The sequence below is a fragment of the Pseudomonas fluorescens NCIMB 11764 genome (genome assembly GCF_000293885.2).
GTDB lineage: Bacteria > Pseudomonadota > Gammaproteobacteria > Pseudomonadales > Pseudomonadaceae > Aquipseudomonas > Aquipseudomonas fluorescens_B.
This window is the reverse complement of the sequence record NZ_CP010945.1, coordinates 291,771-310,420: the sequence shown is the minus strand read 5'-3', so window position 1 is coordinate 310,420 and position 18,650 is coordinate 291,771. Positions and strand designations below refer to the sequence as shown.

Sequence of the window (18,650 nt, the reverse complement as noted above, 5' to 3'; positions counted from 1 at the left end):
TCGTTATAGGTATAGAAGAGGCGGCAGTTTACCTGATGCATCGGCCCCTGCCCACGCGTTGGTCTTTTTTGGCGGATACGCCGTCAGCTGCGGCGGTCGACGATATAACGGGCCAGGTCGCGCAACGGCTCGGCGGCCGCGTCAAACGGTCGCAGCGCGTGCAGGGCCTGGTCGCGCAGTTCCAGGGCGTAGGCCTTGGCCGCATCGAGGCCGAGCAGGGCCGGGTAGGTCGGCTTGTCGCGAGCGATGTCGGCGCCCTGGCGTTTGCCAAGGGTCTCGGTGTCACTTTCGACGTCAAGAATGTCGTCCTGCACTTGAAATGCCAGGCCAATGGCCTGTGCATACGCCTTCAAGGACTTCAGTTCGTCCTTCTCGGCACGGCCGCTGGCCAGGGCGCCGAGTTTGACGCTGACCTCGATCAGCGCGCCGGTCTTGTGCCGGTGCATGGTTTCCAAGGCTTTTTGATCGAGCTTCAAGCCCACCGAACCGAGGTCGATGGCTTGGCCGCCGACCATGCCCGCCGGGCCTGCCGCCAACGCCAGAGCGCTGACCATTTGCAGGCGAATCTCTGCCTCCGATGAGCTCAGGCGCGGGTCGAGCAGGGCGCTGAACGCCAGGCTCTGCAAACCGTCGCCGGCGAGAATTGCGCAGGCTTCATCGAATTTTTTGTGGGTGGTTGGCTGGCCGCGCCGCAGATCGTCGTCGTCCATCGCCGGCAGATCGTCGTGAACCAGGGAGTAAGCGTGAATCAGCTCCACCGCGCAGGCCGCGCCGTTGGCTTGCTCAGCCTTGCCGCCCAACGCTTCGCACGCGGCGTAGGCCAGCAATGGACGAACGCGTTTACCGCCGTTCATCACGCTGTAGCGCATGGCTTCGTACAGCCGCGCGAGTTCCGGGCTTGGCGCGTTGAACAAGGTTTCCAGTGCCGCATTGACGCGGGCCTGGCTGGTCGCCGAATACGCTGCAATCATTCTGGTTGATCCGCGTCGAAGGGTTCCTCGGCCAGCTCGCCATCACGCTCGAGCAGCACTTGAACCTTTTGCTCGGCCTGGGCCAGCGCTGCCTGGCAATCGCGGGTCAGACCGATGCCCTGCTCGAAAGCGGTCAGCGAGTCTTCCAGCGACAGTTCGCCGTTCTCCAGTCGCTCCACCAGCGTTTGCAGGTCGGCGAGGGATTGTTCGAAATCCAGTGCAGCTTTTTTACGGGCCATGGCGGCGATTTCCGGTTGACGTTAAACCGGCGCGACACTAGCAGACATGGGGGTTATGGGCAAATGAGCGGCCGTTGTCAGCTGGGGATTTGGTTGTACACCATCAACCCCCCGCTGCCTGATACACCGTCATCGCAGGCAAGCCAGCTCCCACAGGGTTTCGGATACATCCGCGAGAACAGAATTGTTCGGCTCATTTTGTGAGCCGAATAAGGCTGCTATTCGGCTCACGCCTGACAACATCGTGATAACCCCCGCAATTCGAGATGTATCCGATTGTTAAAAATCCTCCAAATGGCTAACCTTCGCGGCTTCTACGACCCAATAGTCACGGGTCTTTCTGACGAAACGCAGTTTTTGGATCTGTAACGCGCCGAGGATCAGGCGCAAGGTTTCGTTATGCATGGCAGGAGGCGTCACATGCGTTCATTTTTTCTATGCCTGATGGGGTGGGTCTGCGCGACGGCTGCCTGCGCCGAGCCGGCGGCCGAGCTGTCGGAGCCGGTGGGCGGCTGGCGCTACAACGGCCTGCTCGATCGCAGCGAAAACCCACAAGTGGCCTATCCCACGCCGCCCATCGACCGGGGCGTGCAGCGCAATCGCACGATGATCCAGGGCGAGCTCAAGGCCATTGGCACGCAACGCGGGCCGCACACGCTGGCGGTCAACGGCAATCCATTGAACCTCTACACCGACGACCAAGGACGTTTCGCCCGGCCGTACGCGTTTGGCGCCGGTTCCAATAGCGTCGAAGTGCGCAGTGCCGAAGGCAAATCCCTCAAGCGCGTTCAGTTCTACGAAGCCAATAACCTGCGCACCCCGGCGCGGATTCGCGTGGTGCTGGGTTGGGACGATCCGAAGGCTGAACTCGACCTGCACATTGTTACCCCCGACGGCCAGCATGCGTTCTGGGCTCGCCCGGCGATGAGCAACGGCGGAGGCCTGGACCCGGACGGCGTCGATGGCCCCGGCCCGGAAATGTTCACCATGACCGCGCCGCTGCATGGCACCTATCTGGTTTACGTGAACTATTGGGGCAACTTCGGCAGCGGCGGCTATAACTTCGATGAGACCAGCAACCAGAACGAGGTGATCACCTCGCAGATCAATCTGGTGCTCAACGAAAACACCGTCGACGAAAAACGCGAAACCTTCATCGTGCCCCTGCGCGCGATCGGTGACCTGCTGCTGGTCAAGACTTTCAACTATTAAGCATCCCGCTCCACGGATGACATCGGGTTTTGTGAACATGAGCGATAACACTGTTTCTCCGGCCGCCGAAACGCCTGCAGCCAAAACTCCTCGCCGCTGGCCGGCGCTGCTGGTCGGGCTGGTCCTAGTGGCCGGTGTCGCGGCCGGGTTGGGCTGGTTCATGCACAAACCCAAGGCGCCTCCGGCGGAGTTGGCCAGCGATAAACTGGGCATGAGCCGGCCGGACGGTCTGCTCGAAACCCACTCCTTGAGCCAGTTGCCCAAAGACTTGCTGGCGGTGCCGTTCCTCAAGGAAACCCTCACCGAAGATTTCGTCTTCTATTACGAAGCCCATGCCGATCGCCTTGGCTTGATCGGCAGTCTGCGCCGGATCATCTACGAACATGACCTGAAATTGCAGGACAGCCTGATCGAACAGCTTTTCGATCAACCGGCGGACGTAGCGTTGTGGCGCGGGGCGGATGGCCGCCTGAAAGACTTTTTGTTGGTGATGGATCGTGGTGGTCTGGCCAAAGTGCTGGAGCCGCTGGCGAAAGTGGCGCTGGATGATTCGCAGCTGACCCAGCTCAGTGAGATCAAGGTCGGCGGTGATGTGGTGCCGCTTTATCAGCTCACCTACAACCACAGCAAAGCGCTGCTGTTCGCCTCCCATGGCGACAAACTGGTGGTGCTGTCCAACCCGGCCAAACTCTACGAGACCGGCCACGGTCCGGTCGATGAACCCGGCATGGTCTCGACTGAATCGCTGGAAGCACTGCTTGGCGGGCAGAAACTGTTCCCCGAAGCCTTCGGCCTGCCACCCCGCGCCCCTGAAGTGAAACAACGCCTCTCGGTCAATTCCAGCGTCCTGGCCATGGGTTACCAGCGTTTCATCCCGAACTTCGCCGGCCTGCGTTTCGATATGGACGACAAGGGCTGGCACAGCTTCCTCGCCATGGACGAACTGGAAAACCAGCCGGACTTCGATTTCAAACCGATCTGGCAAGCCATGCCGATGGGGGCCAGCGCTTGTGTGGCGCTACCGCTCGCCGCCGAACAACAGAAACCGTTGCTGGTGAAACTCGGCGCCGAAGAAACCGTGGCCCATGCCCTGACCGAACACATGGCCGGTGCTGCCGGCCTCTGCTGGTACGCCGATTCGCGGCTGTACACGCCGCTGCTGGTGGCCAGCCTGAACGATGATGACAGCGCCAAACTCGACGGCGACCTGGGCAGCCTTTTCGGTTCGATGGTCGGCGCCTACGAAGGTAACGTCGAAGAACACGCGTTCCCGGTGGTGGAAAAACAGGAAGGTGAACACCACCAGTGGCAGCGTCAGGTCAGCTCCAACTTCGGCCCTTACAAAGCCAAGGATGCCGAGAACCCGGACGCGATCACCGGCAAGGCCTTCATGAAAGTCAGCCTGGCGCGCCACGGTTCGACACTGCTGTTTTCCCTCGATGACAAGCTGGTGGACAAAGCCCTCGGCACCCTCGACAAACGTTTCCCGCCGATGGCCGACGTGGTGCCGAAAGACCTGCTGATGCCGGTCTACTTCGGCCCGGATTCCATGGCGCAACTGATGCAACAGGAAACCCTCGACAGCCTGCCGCAGGACATGGAGCCGGTGTTCTATAACGCCGCGCAAACTTACCTGATCCCGAAACTGCGCAAGCTCGGTGGCTACGGAAAATACGCGCTGACGTTGCCGGAAGGCAGCGAGCCCGACGGCCACTGGCAATGGCTGCCACTGGAATGGAAGGCCCTGTGACCGCACTTATCCGAGGCCTCGGCCTGCTGGCGATGTTGCTCGGCAGTCGCGCATTTGCCAGTGACGCCGCGCCGCTCGACCCGCAGCAATCCCAGGTGTTTCGCGCCTGGTTCGTGCGCATCGCCCAGGAGCAACTGACCCAAGGCCCGAGCCCGCGCTGGTATCAGCAGGACTGCGCAGGGCTGGTGCGTTTTGCCGCCAACGAAGCGCTGAAAGTCCATGACGACAAATGGCTGCGCAGCAATGGCCTGTCCAACCGCTACCTGCCGCCGGAGCTGCAACTGAGCGACGCCCAACGCGGCCTCGCCCAGCAATGGCAGCAGGGCGGCGGCAAGGTCGGGCCTTACGTCAACGCGATCAAACTGATTCAGTTCAACAGCCATCTGGTGGGCCGCGACGTGGCGCAAGCGCGGCCCGGCGACCTGATGTTTTTCGATCAGGGCGACGACCAGCACCTGATGATCTGGATGGGCCGCTACATCGCCTATCACACCGGCACCACCACCCCCACTGACAACGGCATGCGATCCGCGAGCCTGCAGCAACTCATGACATGGAAGGACACCCGATGGATACCCGACGCAGCCAACCCCAACTTCATCGGCGTCTATCGACTGAACTTTCTCTCCCAATGACCGGTGCCCGCATGCTGCGCTTTCTGTCTCTATTGTTGGTGTTGGTCCTGCCTTTTTCGGCAGTGAACGCCGAAGATACCGTCGAGCCGAGCGGCTACACGCCGGTGGCCGGTGAAAGTTTTTTTCTGCTGGCGGACAGCAGTTTTGCCAGTGACGAGCAGGCAATGGTGCGCCTCGAAGCGCCGGGCCGTGACTATCGCCGCTTCCGCATGGAGCCCTACGGCGGCGCGGACATTCGGGTGTATCGCATCGACAAGCCGCTGGATTTCCTCAAGCGCCAGAAGAACCTGCATCGCGTGGTCAGCGACGGTCAATTCAAGGGTGAAGGTCTGTCGAACACCCTCGCGTACCTGTGGGACAACTGGTACCGAAAATCCCGTCGCGTGATGCAGCGGGCGTTTTCCTACGAGTCGCGCAAACAAGTCACCGAGGAAGTGCCTGAACTGAAGATGGGCACCGCGATTGCCGCGCCAACGCCTTACGACGCCCAGCCGCAATTCGCACTGATTCCAGGCCTGCCGGTGGTCAGCCAGTTCCGTTATCCGCTGTGGCAAGCCAAACCGATCCAGCCGCCAGAAGGCGTGAATCTGGCCGGTTCGTCCAGCGAGTTCGTCACTGTCGCGCCAGGCAACGTGTACATCCCGTTGGGCAACCTGAAACCGGGCCTGTATCTGGTGGAAGCGCTGATCGGCAAGTACCGAGCGACCACCATGGTCTTCGTCTCCAACACCGTGGCCGTGAGCAAGATTGCCGGTGATGAATTGCTGGTGTGGGCTGCGCGCAAACATGAAGGCAGTTCGGTGCCGAAAGTGAATGTGCTGTGGACCGATGGCCTCGGCGTGATGAGCAGCGGCGCCACCGATACCGATGGTTTGCTGCGACTGAAACACGTCAGCCCCGAGCGTTCGTTCGTGATCGGCGAGGACGAAGAGGGCGGGGTGTTTGTCTCCGAGAACTTCTATTACGACAGCGAAATCTACGACACCAAACTCTATGCCTTCACCGACCGGCCGCTGTATCGGCCGGGGGATTGGGTGTCGCTGAAAATCGTCGGTCGCGAGTTCAAGAACGCCCGGGATTCCGTGGCACCGACCGCTGCCGACGTCAACGTGACGGTACTCGATGCCACCGGCACCGCGCTGCAATCGCTGGCGCTGAAGCTTGATTCCAAGGCTGGCACTCAAGGCCGATTCCAGTTGCCGGATAACGCCGTGGCCGGCGGTTATGAACTGCGTTTCAGCTACAAGGACCAGGCCTACAGCAGCGCTTTCCGGGTTGCCGAATACATCAAGCCGCACTTCGAAATCTCGTTGAACCTGGCCAAGCAGGATTACCGCACCGGCGAGCCGGTCAAAGGCAGCCTGGTGCTGCTGTACCCGGACGGCAAGCCCGTCGCGAATGCCAAACTGACCCTGAGCCTGCGCGCCCAGCAACTGTCGATGGTCGATAACGAGCTGCAATACCTCGGGCAATTCCCGGTGGAACTGACCAGTACCGAATTGACCACCGACGCCAAAGGCAACGCGACCCTCGACCTGCCCGCCGCCGAGAAACCGAGCCGCTACATGCTCACCGTTTTCGCCAGCGATGGTGCGGCGTATCGGGTCAGGACCACCAAGGAAATCCTCATCGACCGGGGGGCCGCGAGTTTCAGTCTGCGGGCGCCGCAGCGCTTCAGTGCGGTGGGTGACAAGGTTGTTTTCAGCTACGCCAACGAAGGTGGCAGCGAGCAGAGCAAAGCGGTCACGCCGAGCGGCTACAGCTGGGTGCGTCTGGAAGATCAGAGCACCGGTGAAGGCAAACTTGCCGCATCCGATAAGGGCTTCACGCTGGCGTTCGAGCGTCCTGGCACTTACAACCTGACCTTGAAGGATGACCACGGTCGCGTGGTCGGCGCCACAGGCCATTCAGTCACCGGCGATGGCGTCAAAGCCGTGCCCGGCACCGTTGAAATCGTCCTCGACAAACCCGAGTACAAGGCAGGCGACGAAGCCCTTGCGTTGATCACTTTCCCGGAGCCCGTCAGCGATGCACTGCTGTCGCTGGAGCGCGACAAGGTCGAGGCGACTGCGCTGCTGTCCAAGGGCGGTGACTGGCTGAAGATGGAAAAACTCAGCGACACCCAATACCGAGCACGCATCCCGGTGAAGGACAATTTCGCGCCGAACCTGACGTTCTCGGTTCTGTACACCAAGGGCGGTCAATACAGCTTCCAGAACGCCGGCATCAAGGTGATTGCGCCGCAGATCGACGTGGCTATCACCACCGATAAAGAGGCCTATCAACCGGGCGATACCGTGTCCGTCGACCTCACCACCCAATTCGCCGGCGAGCCGATTCCGGCGCACCTGACGGTCAGCGTGGTCGACGAAATGGTCTACGCGCTGCAACCGGAAGTCGCGCCGACCATCGACCAGTTCTTCTACCACCCGCGCCGCAACAACGTGCGCACCAGCGCCAGTCTGTCGTTCATCAGCTACGACGTCGCGTTGCCGGGTAGCCCCGGTGCACCGGGCAAAGCCAACCGCAGCGAGCGCGGGGTGAAAGTGCTGGAGCGGCCACGTCGTGAAGACGTCGACACCGCCGCATGGCAGCCGGAATTGATCACCGACGCCAACGGCAAAACCCGCTTCACCTTCAAGATGCCGGACTCGCTGACCCGCTGGCGCATCACCGCGCGAGCCATCGCCGATGACGGTCAGGTCGGGCAGAAAAAGCAATTCGTGCGCTCGGAAAAACCGCTGTACCTGAAGTGGAGCGGCCCGAGCAAATTCCGTACGGGCGACAAGCCGGATCTCGGTGTGTTCGCCTTCAGCCAGGCGGACAAACCGGTCAAGGCTGAGCTGGTGATTCATTTCGCCGGTGCCGAACAGCGGGTGCCGGTGACGCTGAACAACGGCATCAACTACATCGCGTTGCCGGCGTTCGACTTGGCCACGGGCGAGTGGACCGCCGAGCTGGTGCAGGACGGCAAAACCGCTGACGCGCTGGCCGTGCGCCTGACCGCGACCGGCGAAGGCTGGCAGGTCACACAAAGCCAAAGCCTGGACGTGGCCAGCGGTGATACGCCGCTGACCTTGCCGGTGGACGCAACGGACATTCGCCTGCGGCTGGATGACAGCCCGCAAGCGATGTTCCGCTCGGCGCTCGACGATTTGCTGAGCTATCCGTACGGCGGCGTCGAGCAGACGGCCAGTCGTTTGCTGCCGTTGAGCATCGCGTACCCGACCTTATCGTCGAACCCGCAGATCCGCGATCGCTTGCGGTTGATCATGCAAAACAGCCGTCTGCGCCTGGTGCAAATGGCCGGGCCTTCGGCGAGCTTCACCTGGTGGGGCATGGACGGTGAGCCGGACGCGTTTCTCACGGCTTACGCGTATTACGCCGACTGGCACGCCAGCAAAGCCTTGGAACTGAGCCTGCCGCCGGAGCATTGGCAGCGGGTGCTGGAGGTCTATTCGAAACAGGCCAAAAATACGCCGCTGTTGCAGAGAGCGCTGATCCTGTCGTTCGCCAAACAGATGCAATTGCCGGTGAACACCTTGCTCAGCGGTTTGATGGATGATCTGGCGAAAGCGGGCGAGGGCAACGCCGCGAACCTGATGGAGGATGGCGAAGACAGCCTCGTCATGAGTGATCCGGATTCGGCGCTCGGGTTGGCGGCTGCGCGTGCGTTGACGGCATCGTTGGCTCGTCAGTCCAAGGTGACATTGCCCGATGCTTTCAATCGTCAATTGGCCGATGCGCAACAGCGTCTGGCGGTCAGTTCCCAGCCGTTTACCGAAGCGTTGAACCTGTCGTTGCAAGCCTTCGATCAGGCTCACGCGCAAGCCTTGTTGCAACGTCTGTTGCCGCAGCAATCGACCCTGGAGCGCGCGTTGGCGCTGACCTGGTTGCAACGCAGCATCGAGCAGGCTTCGCCCACCATCGCACTGGCACCGGGTGACGGCTGGAAGAAAAACTACGGTGATACCGGTGAGATGTATTGGACGTGGCAGGGCGCTGCGCCCGTACCGGCAGTGTTGTCGCTGACCGGGACGCAAGAGCGCCCGTTGCGGGCAGCGTTGAGTTTCCAGACTAAACAACCGCCGGTTGATCCGATGGCCGTGACCATCACCCGTCGGCTGTCGCGTCTGGTGCCGGGTGACGCGGCCTTCACCTTCAAACTCGAAGCGGTTGGCAGCAAGCCGTTGTCCAGCGACAGCCTGTATCTGGACGAAGTGATCATCACCAGCAAAGCCGCCAAGCCGCTGCGTTACGGGATGATCGAAGTGCCTCTGCCGCCGGGCGCGGATGTCGAGCGCACCACGTGGGGCATCAAATTGATGGGCAAGGCCGGTACTGAACCGACTGCGCTGGAGAAGGCGCGCTTCGAACCGGGTCAGATGGCTTACGCGATTCCGGTGGACGCCTTGAGTGGTGAATTGCGGCTGCGTCATCTGGTGCGCTTCTCGCAGAAAGGCCAGTTCAACCTGCCGCCAGTGCGTTTCACTCAGGTCTACGCGCCACAGCATCAGGCTCTGGAACAGAAACCGGCGCTGGGTCAGGTCACGGTCAACTGACATGACCCGACGTTTGGTCTGGTGGCTGCTGTGTTTGATCCCTGCGCTGGCGGCAGCGCAGGACGAACCGTTGCGACTGGGCTTCAAGGGTGAATTGCTGGCGCTGAGCCCGACTCAGGTGATTTCTCGCGAGCCGTTGCCCGACGCTTTGCAGACGCCGTTGGGCAGTGTGTGGAAGTTGTTTGTCTACGGCTGGCTGGTGGACAGCGGTGCCCGAGAGCCGGCGTATGAATGTCGCGGGCAGTCGAAAGAAGAAGTTTATTGTTGCACCGCGGGCGGCAAGATCGAACGTGATCAGGCGCTGGTGAAGTCCTGCGGTTTGTATTTTGAGCCTGCTCGGTTGGGTATTTCCGGCACAGGTTGGCGCACGTATTGGCAGGCACGGAAAGCGCCCGAGTGGCTGCTGGACTTGCCTTCGTTGCAACCATCCACGCGGGTTTCGGTGGTGGAACTACTGCGAATGTTGGCCGTGATGCCCGCACAGGATCAGGCGCGGCGGGTGTTGCTTGATGTGGTGTTGAATGCCGCTGACGGCAATGTCGTCGGCGAACTCGGTAGCCGGTTGCGGGTGAAAACCTGGAGCTGGTTGGGTGATCACGATCCATCGTCGCGTCAGGGTGGGTTTGCCGGTTGGACCGTGGATGGCACGCCGATCTGGGCCGGTGGGCGCGGGACCAGTCAGATGGTTCTGCGCAATTACGGTCAGGCGTTGGCGTCGGTGTTGCCGGTTGATTGGCCGTTGGATGCGGGGCGCTGCGTTGAAGTCGGCTTGTTTTCTCGTTATCCGATTGGACGCGTTCTGGCGGGGGATAGGGTTGTGTCTTCCGGGCCTTTGCAGGGCGACTATCGCGTTGAATTCGCCAATGGCAATCAACTGGATATTCACAGCGACGGTGAGCTGTTTTTGGTGGGCGACAATCTGGTCGCCCGTCTGGATCGCGAAGAATACGTCGCCCGAGTGCTGCAACGGGAAGCCAAACCTGAACCCGCCGAAGCCGCCAAAGCCCTGGCCGTCGCCATTCGCACCTACCTGCTGCAAAACGCCACCCGCCACGGCGACTGCCTGAGCATCGACGACAGCAGCAGTCGCCAGCGGGTCGCACCACGCCCGGCCACCGCCGAATCACGCAACATCGCCGCGTGGACCAGCGACCTCGTCCTCGCCGGCAGCACCGTCACCTACCACTCCGACCAACCCGGCCCGGACAAACTCTCCTGGCAACAAGCCGTCGAGCAAGCCAACGCCGGCCAACGCTACGACGCCATCCTGCTGCACGCCTACCCGCGCGCCAGCCTCAGCCGCTGGGACAACCCCGTCGCCTCCTGCGACGTGCTGCCCGCCGCGCAAGACTGGCTGCAAACCCAACGCCGCGGCTGGCGTGCGCGATTGGACAGCGAGGTCGGCTACAACGAAGTCAGCACGTTCGCCGTCTGTCGCCTCGCCTTCGGCCGCCCCTATGTCGACCGCGAGCGTCAGCGCATCTACGTGCGCGGCGTGCTGTCGCTGCAAGACCGCCTCGACCTGACCCACGAATACCTGCACCTGGCTTTTGAAGCTCATCCCAACGGCCAGGATGAAACCTACATTGAAGGGCTCGCCCGCCACCTCTTGCTGGAATAGGCCATGAAACTCCGTTATCCACAGGTCTTCCTGTTCCTTTGTTCTGTTTGCATGTTGCCGACGGTTTCCGCGGCTGAAAGCGCCGCCAAACTCGACACCCCCGTCGGCGGCTGGCGCACCGGTGCAGTCGAGGGCGAAGGCGAAAACTTCCGCCAGACTGTCAACTACCCGGCTTCCTCGGTGAACACGCCGGCAGGACAGGCCAACACCGCACGCATCACCGGCCAGATCAAAGCCACACCCAAGTCCACTGAACCCGGCCGATTGATCGTCAACGGCGTCAGCATGCCGCTGAAGATCGACTCCGCTGGCCGCTTCGATCGACCGTTCTCCTTCCCCAACGGCAGCAACAGCGTCGAAGTCCGCAGCCCCGATGGCCAGCAGCGCCACCGCACGCAATTTCTCAATACCAGTGGCGGCGCCACCCCGGCGAAATTGCGCGTGTTACTGGCCTGGGACAGCGACGGTACGGATCTGGACTTGCACCTCGTCACGCCCGATGGCGCGCACATCTGGTATGGCGACCGGGTTGTGGCGAATGGTGCGGCGCTGGATGTGGACGTGACGACGGGGTATGGCCCGGAAATTTTTGCCATGCCAGCGCCGATCAAGGGGCAGTATTTGGTGTATGTGAATTACTTCGGGGGCGGGTATCGCAGTGATGAGGACGGGCAGGAAAATGCGGTTCAACCGCTGACCACGGCGCAGGTGACGGTGATTACGGAGGAGGGGACGCCGGACGAGAAGATGGAGACTTTTCTGGTGCCGATGCGGGCGGTGGGGGAGTTGACGTTGGTTAAGGGGTTTAGTTATCCATAATTGGTCAGCAGGCCGCTGACCGATTCTGCATTACATGCATTGATGCTGCGTGCTTTCTTCCAGACATTAAAAAGCCGGCTTGTGGCCGGCTTCTCGGGGACTGGCTTGGTTCATTTTTGGTAAACCGCGCCAGCCTTCAAAACGTACACCCGGATCTTGCGTCCGGCTGTGGGACTCGGCGAGAAAATCATCTGCCTTGTCGGTGCGATCGGAGCCGCGGGGCGGGTCGATGCGCAAATGTGGGGCGCAGCATACTGATTTTTTTGGAGAATTCCCAGCTTGGTGTGCGGGGCAGGGCTGCCAGGTGCCTTGGATGGAGTGGCTGATCCGGGGTTTGAGCGAATGTTCTGCCGTCTTCGCGGGCAAGCCCGCTTCCACAGGGATCGTGTGATGCCAGTGGAAGTGAGCATATCCGTATGAAAACAATGCAGTGTTACAGGAATGGCACCGGCGGCCTGCGTTTGTTTAGCGTCGACCACCAGAACACCCATCCCAGCACCCTGATGTTTTCTTCTTCGATTTGCGGAGGTCTGATGACCTCGTCCGGGTATTCGGCGCTGTTGTGGCTGCGCATGCGAATCGCGTTGCCCGGCACCCGGCTCAGGTACTTGATGCGCAACATGCCGTCGTGCTCGATGGCGTAGATCTCTCCGTCGACAATTTGCGTGAGCCCGCGATCAATGGCGACGATGGAGCCGTCTTCGATTCTTTCGGCCATGCTGTTGCCGACCATCCGGGCGCAGATGGCGTCGGCGTGATTGATTTCCAGGGAGTCGAGACCGCTTCGAGGCAGGCGGATCGATTCGCTGGGGTCTTTGATGACGTGGGTTTTGTCAGCGCCGGGTGTGATGGCCGTTTCTTTGTAAAAGGGCAGTTCGATGTCGACGGGTTCGATGACCCGATAGGTGCCGCGGATCGACTGGGCGTCGAAGGCGTTGCCGGAGTCGTCGACCAGACGTAATTCCCTGGCGTCTTTTGGCCCTTCCCCGGTTTTCAGCCATTCGCTGTTCACGGAGAGTCTTCTGGCGACATCCTCCATGCGGTAGTCGGGCACTCCGCGGGAATACCAGTTGTGGACAGTTTGAGGGTCGGAAATGCCCAGGAATTCGGCAAATCTCGTGGTCGTGATTTGGACCTCTTTCAGGAGCATTCTGAATCGTGGGCCGCAGGTTTTGTTCTTTTTCATAAACACGAGTCTAGCCGCGCGGCATAAGGCTTTGATTCAACAAAACGTTCAAATTTGACGTGAAATTTAAGTCTTGATGTAAGACGTCTTTGGTAAGAATTAAACAAGGAAAAACCGCTGCACCCGCCAGTTAAACGTGCTGTTTAAGCTGATTCAAACACGCACAAAAAACCCCGGATCAACCGGGGTTTTTTCAAGTCGTCAGTGGCGCAAGGCCAGTGGCGTCTCAGCCTTTATAGGCAGCAACCGACTTGGTGATCGCTTCGCGGGCGGCGTCTGCACCGGCCCAGCCTTCGATTTTCACCCATTTGCCTTTTTCGAGATCTTTGTAGTTCGCGAAGAAGTGCTCGATCTGCTGAATCAGCAGGGGTGGCAGGTCGGTGTATTCCTTCACGTCGACGTACAGCTGGGACAGCTTGTCGTGCGGGACTGCGATGACTTTGGCATCGCCGCCGCCGTCGTCGGTCATGTTCAGGATGCCGACCGGACGGGCGCGGATGACGGAGCCTGGAGCAACCGGGTAAGGGGTCACGACCAGCACGTCGAGGGGATCACCGTCGTCAGCCAGGGTGTTCGGGATGTAACCGTAGTTGGCCGGGTAGAACATCGGGGTGGCCATGAAACGGTCAACGAACAGGCAATCGCTGTCTTTGTCGATTTCGTATTTGATCGGCGCGTGGTTGGCCGGAATCTCGATCGCGACGTAGATGTCGTTCGGCAGGTCTTTGCCAGCCGGAATCTTGCTGTAGCTCATTGGGCGGTGCCCCCGTTAGTTGACCAAAAACACTTGGCCGGATTGACCAAAAAGTGGCGGCGATTATAGGCATATTCCGCCGTCGATGCCATGCACCAAGGGTCTTGTAGACCTTAGTCGCGTGCCTGATAGACCGGGTCTTCGGCCAGAAGTTGCCGCAGCCGGGCCAATGGGTCCTGTCGGTAAAACAGCTTCAGCTGTTCATACACCCGAGGATACGCCTCGTGCAGCAAATCCGGAGCGCTGAAGAAGTATTCGCTGGTCACCGCAAAGAACTCGGCGGGGTTTTCCGCCGCATACGGGTCGATGGCGGTTTCGGCGTCAGGGTTGCGCTCCAGTTGCCGGTCGAGGTCGTCGTAGGCCTCTTGCATCACCCTGGCCCAGTCGCTGACTCGCATGTCGGCGTGCAGCGGCGGCAGGCCATTGGCGTCGCCGTTGAGCATGTCGAGTTTGTGCGCGAGTTCGTGGATCACCAGGTTGTAGCCCTCCCAGCCGCCACTGGCCATCACGCCGGGCCAGGCGAGGATGATAGGGCCTTGCTGCCAGGCCTCACCGCTGTGCTCGCCGTCCCATTCGTGCTCCACGCCACTGGCGTCGCGATGGCGCTGGGGGCTGAGGAAGTCGTCGGGGTAGAGGACGATTTCGTGAAAACCCTGATACCAGTTCAGATCGCCCAGGTTCAGCAAGGGCAATTGCGCCTGGGCGGCGAGCAGCAAGCGCTGTTCCTGATGGAGTTCGACGCCGGGCAGGGCGGTCAGGTGTTTGTCTTCCAGGAACAACACACTGGCCTCGCGCAGCCATTGGTCTTCAGCGGCGCTGATGCCGTCGAGAAAACTCAGGTGATGGCGCACCCGCTGCCACATGTCATCGGCAATCGGGTGTCTGGCGAGAATGCGCCGGCGACGCCAGGCGCTGAGCGACCACATCGCTCAGCGGGGTTCGGCTTTGGAGGCGGAGCTGCCGAAGCGGCTGCGGACCAGGCCAATGATCATTGGCACCAGCGAAAGCAGGATGATGGCCACTACCAGCAGCGACAGGTTTTGCTTGATGAACGGAACGTTGCCGAAGAAGTAACCGAGGGTCACCAGGCCGCCCACCCAAAGGATGGTGCCGAGGACGCTGAAGGCAAAGAAACGCGGATAAGGCATTTTTGCCACGCCGGCGACGAACGGTGCGAAGGTGCGGATGATCGGCAGGAACCGCGCCAGGGTCACGGTTTTGCCACCGTGCTTGTCGTAGAAATCGTGGGTTTGTTGCAGGTAATCGCGACGGAAGATTTTCGAGTTCGGATTGCTGAACAGACGTTCGCCTGCCGTTCGTCCGATGACGTAGTTGGTGCTGTCACCGAGGATCGCCGCGAGCATCAGCAAACCGCCCAGCAGCACAGGGTCCATGCCGCCACCCGCCGCCACGGCACCCGCAATAAACAGCAAGGAATCACCCGGCAGGAAGGGCATCACCACCAGGCCGGTTTCGCAGAAGATCACCAGAAACAGAATGGCGTAGATCCATGGCCCGTAGTTGTTCACCAGCAAGTCGAGGTAAACATCGAGATGCAGGATAAGGTCGAGCGGGTTGAAATCCATGGGGGGCACCTGTGGTGACGGCCCGACTCGGCAGGCCTGTGCGGATGACTTCGCGTAAGGCTACAGACGGGTGTAGTTTTTCTTACAAGCCGGAAAGGTCGGCATTATACGGGCTGGAAAGTGAAAAGCGCGTCGAGTTTGTAGCGGGGGATGTCTCGAAAATCACAGTCCGACAGGCTGCACACACCACCTGTGGCGAGGGAGCGTGCTCCCGCTGGAGGGCGAAGCACTCCCAGAACCTGGGTTCGCGGTCAGCCAAGGGAATTACATTGGCCGATTTTACGACGGCTGCGCAGCCGAGCGGGACGGTGCGGCGATCCGACGAGCTCCTTTGCCACAAAGAGCTCGCCACAGCGTGGAGGCGTTACAGCTCGTCGCTGATCGGCAACACGTAGTTCTTGAACTCGGTGTCTTCCTTGAACCCGATGGATTCGTAGGTTTTCTGCGCGATCTGGTTGTCGCTGCTGGTGGAAACGCGCATGCGCACGGCGTTGGTTTCCTTGGCCATTTTTTTCGCGGTGCGCATCAGATTGTCGGCGACCAACTGACGGCGGGCGTCTTCAGCGACGTAGATATCATTGAGGATCCACACGCGTTTGAGCGAAAGCGACGAAAAGCTCGGGTACAGCTGACAGAAACCCATCAGCTTCTTGTCGTCGTCATCGGCCAGGGCCAGGTAGATCACCGATTCCTTGCGGCGCAGACGTTTCTCGAGGAACGCCCGAGACGAGTCCGGATACGGCAGGGAACCATAAAACTCGCGATATTTGACGAACAACGGGGTCAGCAGGTCCAGGTGTTCGAGGGTCGCTTGAATAATCCGCATCGATAGGTCTCGTCTTCAAGTGGCTGTCTTGCTCTGACGGCGAACGGTTCTCACTCGGGCAGCCGTGTTTCGATCCTGCCTGAAACCGAATGAGAAACGCAATGCGGAAACGGTTCAGGCCTTCGGCGAATTCAGTAGGAAATTACCTTTGATGTCCGCTCCTGCGTCCGACTCCAGCGTCTGAAGCTGCGCTTCGTCCTTCAGGTTGACCCCCGACAGCTGCCGCCGACAGGCTTCACGCATCAAATAAAGCAAACGGTGTGCCGCCATGCCATAACTCAAGCCTTCCAGTCGCACATTGGAGATGCAGTTGCGGTAAGCATCAGTCAGGCCGACCTTTGGACTGTAGGTGAAATATAACCCCAGGCTGTCTGGCGAGCTGAGTCCAGGGCGTTCGCCGATCAGGATCACCACCATTTTTGCGCCCAGCAGCTCACCGATTTCATCGGACACAGCGACCCGGCCTTGCTCTACCAGAATCACCGGAGAAACCGTCCAGCCATCGACTTCGATCTGCTCTCGCATGCGCGCCAGGAAGGGCACCGTGTGACGGTGCACAGCCAGTGCCGACAAACCATCGGCCACGACAATCACCAGATCGACGCCGCCGGGATGGGCTGAAGCATGATTGCGCAAGATTTGCGCCGACTCATCGCTCAATTTCCGCCCCAGGTCAGGGCGCTGCAAATAAGTGTCCCGGTTTGCGGCGGCGCTGTGCAGGAGCACACTTTCGTATCCGCACTCGGCCAATTGGGCGGTGAGCCCGGCATGGTCGAAGGGCAGGTGCACCGCATCCCGGGCCTGGGCGTGGGCGTACTGAAAATCCAGCTGTGCGCTGGTGGGCATGCTGGTGCCGGTGCGGCCCAGGGCAATCCGCGCCGGGGTCAGGCGCCGAAGTGCCAGCAATGGATTTTCTGCATCAACAGGCGGTTTATCCATTTCGACACTCATCCCAGTTGCCCCAACGCCTGGCGGAAGGCGGGCGGCAGGCTGTCGCCGAAATGAATCTTGCCGTCTGCCTGGGTGAAGATGCCCATTCTGGCCAGCCACTGTTCGAACTCCGGAGCCGGCTTCAGGCCCAGGGTTTGTCGGGCATAGAGCGCGTCGTGGAACGAGGTGGTCTGGTAATTGAGCATGATGTCGTCGGATCCGGGGATGCCCATGATGAAGTTGATCCCGGCCACGCCCAGCAGGGTCAGCAGGGTGTCCATGTCGTCTTGATCGGCTTCGGCGTGATTGGTGTAACAGATGTCGCAGCCCATCGGCACGCCGAGCAATTTGCCGCAGAAGTGGTCTTCCAGACCGGCACGGATGATCTGTTTACCGTTGTAGAGGTACTCCGGGCCGATGAACCCTACAACCGTGTTCACCAGAAACGGTTTGAAATGTCGCGCCACGGCGTAGGCGCGGGTTTCGCAGGTCTGTTGATCGAGGCCGTGGTGGGCGTTGGCCGACAGGGCGCTGCCCTGGCCGGTCTCGAAATACATCAGGTTTTGCCCCAAGGTGCCGCGATTCAGGCTCAAACCGGCGTCGTAGCCTTCCTGCAAAACGTTCAGGTTGATGCCGAAGCTGGCATTGGCCGCTTCGGTGCCGGCGATCGACTGGAACACCAGGTCCAGTGGAACGCCGCGATTGATCGCTTCGATGGACGTGGTGACGTGGGTCAGCACGCAGGCCTGTGTAGGAATCTCATAGCGCTGGATGATCGCGTCGAGCATTTCCAGCATTGCGCAAATCGAGGCGATGCTGTCGGTGGCCGGGTTGATGCCGATCATCGCGTCGCCGTTGCCGTACAACAGACCGTCGAGAATGCTCGCGGCGATGCCCGCCGGTTCGTCGGTGGGGTGATTGGGTTGCAGGCGTGTGGATAAGCGTCCGCGCAATCCCATGGTGCCGCGGAATTGCGTGACCACGCGGATTTTCTGCGCGACCAGCACCAGGTCCTGCACGCGCATGATTTTCGACACGGCCGCGGCCATTTCCGGCGTCAGTCCGGGGGCGAGGGCGCGCAGGCTCTGTTCGTCGGCAGCGTCACTGAGCAGCCAGTCGCGGAATCCGCCGACCGTCAGGTGGCTGACCGCGGCGAAGGCTTGTTTGTCGTGGGTGTCGATGATCAGTCGGGTGACTTCATCGGCCTCATAGGGAATCAGCACTTCCTGCAGGAAATGAGTCAGCGGGATATCGGCCAGGGCCATTTGCGCGGCCACACGCTCGCCATCGTTGAGGGCGGCGACGCCGGCCAGAAAGTCCCCGGAACGCGCCGGGCTGGCCTTGGCCATGACCTCTTTCAGGCTGGCGAAGCGATAGGTCTGGGCGCCGACGGAATGGGCAAATGTGGCCACGGTGTCCTCCTGATTCTGTAAATGTCTCAAATACACCGCCAAACCCTTGTGGGAGCCAGCCTGCTGGCGATTGCAGTGTGTCAGTCGAAATCCATGCTGACTGTCAGGCCGCAATCGCCAGCAGGCTGGCTCCCACTGAGGAACTGC

15 protein-coding genes are annotated in these 18,650 nt (G+C 60.7%); 6 read left to right on the top strand and 9 right to left on the bottom strand.

Features of this window, described 5'->3' with window-relative positions; translation table 11 throughout:
• Positions 1 to 83: 83 nt before the first annotated feature.
• Positions 84 to 971 carry a (2E,6E)-farnesyl diphosphate synthase gene (gene ispA / locus B723_RS01445; RefSeq protein ID WP_017341030.1) on the bottom strand — a complete coding sequence of 296 codons (888 nt, stop codon included), beginning with the start codon at positions 969 to 971 and terminating at the stop codon, positions 84 to 86.
• Positions 968 to 1,210, bottom strand: a complete 243-nt coding sequence (locus tag B723_RS01440) for an exodeoxyribonuclease VII small subunit (RefSeq protein ID WP_007894317.1) — start codon at positions 1,208 to 1,210, stop codon at positions 968 to 970. Before B723_RS01440 ends, ispA begins: the two co-directional genes overlap by 4 nt.
• 420 nt (positions 1,211 to 1,630) lie before the next feature.
• On the opposite strand from B723_RS01440, the gene B723_RS01435 reads away from it, so the two are divergent.
• The 6 genes from B723_RS01435 to B723_RS01410 are packed head-to-tail and all read left to right on the top strand — an operon-like array spanning position 1,631 to position 11,809.
• Positions 1,631 to 2,422, top strand: a complete 792-nt coding sequence (locus B723_RS01435) for a YfaP family protein (protein ID WP_017341028.1) — start codon at positions 1,631 to 1,633, stop codon at positions 2,420 to 2,422.
• A 37-nt stretch (positions 2,423 to 2,459) separates the two neighbouring features.
• Positions 2,460 to 4,172: a DUF2138 domain-containing protein gene (locus tag B723_RS01430; protein WP_017341027.1), complete on the top strand. Its 1,713-nt coding sequence runs from the start codon at positions 2,460 to 2,462 to the stop codon at positions 4,170 to 4,172.
• The gene (locus tag B723_RS01425; RefSeq protein ID WP_031319152.1) at positions 4,157 to 4,807 is read left to right on the top strand and encodes a DUF1175 domain-containing protein; all 651 of its coding nucleotides are present in this window, start codon (positions 4,157 to 4,159) and stop codon (positions 4,805 to 4,807) included. Before B723_RS01430 ends, B723_RS01425 begins: the two co-directional genes overlap by 16 nt.
• Positions 4,804 to 9,369 (top strand): alpha-2-macroglobulin family protein, encoded by a 4,566-nt coding sequence (locus tag B723_RS01420; protein WP_017341025.1) that lies wholly within the window; start codon positions 4,804 to 4,806, stop codon positions 9,367 to 9,369. The genes B723_RS01425 and B723_RS01420 overlap by 4 nt, the downstream gene beginning before the upstream one ends.
• Position 9,370: 1 nt before the next feature.
• Positions 9,371 to 10,990 (top strand): DUF2300 domain-containing protein, encoded by a 1,620-nt coding sequence (locus tag B723_RS01415; protein WP_017341024.1) that lies wholly within the window; start codon positions 9,371 to 9,373, stop codon positions 10,988 to 10,990.
• A gap of 3 nt (positions 10,991 to 10,993) precedes the next feature.
• Positions 10,994 to 11,809: a YfaP family protein gene (locus B723_RS01410; RefSeq protein ID WP_017341023.1), complete on the top strand. Its 816-nt coding sequence runs from the start codon at positions 10,994 to 10,996 to the stop codon at positions 11,807 to 11,809.
• 433 nt (positions 11,810 to 12,242) lie between these two features.
• Here the strand turns inward: B723_RS01410 and B723_RS01405 are convergent, their stop codons facing one another.
• The 7 genes from B723_RS01405 to B723_RS01375 all read right to left on the bottom strand — a co-directional run bounded on the left by B723_RS01405 (position 12,243) and on the right by B723_RS01375 (position 18,503).
• On the bottom strand, positions 12,243 to 12,995 hold the full coding sequence (locus tag B723_RS01405) for a S24 family peptidase (RefSeq protein ID WP_031319150.1): 753 nt from the start codon (positions 12,993 to 12,995) through the stop codon (positions 12,243 to 12,245).
• Positions 12,996 to 13,221: 226 nt separating this feature from the next.
• Entirely contained in the window at positions 13,222 to 13,749 is a 528-nt protein-coding gene (ppa, locus tag B723_RS01400; protein ID WP_003205933.1) for an inorganic diphosphatase, read from the bottom strand.
• A gap of 113 nt (positions 13,750 to 13,862) precedes the next feature.
• Complete coding sequence (locus tag B723_RS01395) at positions 13,863 to 14,675, bottom strand: zinc-dependent peptidase (protein ID WP_017341021.1); 813 nt, start codon at positions 14,673 to 14,675, stop codon at positions 13,863 to 13,865.
• A 3-nt stretch (positions 14,676 to 14,678) separates the two neighbouring features.
• Positions 14,679 to 15,335: a DedA family protein gene (locus B723_RS01390; RefSeq protein ID WP_017341020.1), complete on the bottom strand. Its 657-nt coding sequence runs from the start codon at positions 15,333 to 15,335 to the stop codon at positions 14,679 to 14,681.
• A gap of 364 nt (positions 15,336 to 15,699) precedes the next feature.
• Entirely contained in the window at positions 15,700 to 16,161 is a 462-nt protein-coding gene (locus B723_RS01385; protein ID WP_017341019.1) for a GNAT family N-acetyltransferase, read from the bottom strand.
• A gap of 114 nt (positions 16,162 to 16,275) precedes the next feature.
• Positions 16,276 to 17,100, bottom strand: coding sequence for an ethanolamine ammonia-lyase subunit EutC (eutC, locus tag B723_RS01380; RefSeq protein WP_017341018.1), 825 nt, complete (start codon positions 17,098 to 17,100; stop codon positions 16,276 to 16,278).
• Positions 17,101 to 17,108: 8 nt separating this feature from the next.
• Entirely contained in the window at positions 17,109 to 18,503 is a 1,395-nt protein-coding gene (locus tag B723_RS01375; protein ID WP_017341017.1) for an ethanolamine ammonia-lyase subunit EutB, read from the bottom strand.
• Between the last annotated feature and the right edge of the window lie 147 nt (positions 18,504 to 18,650).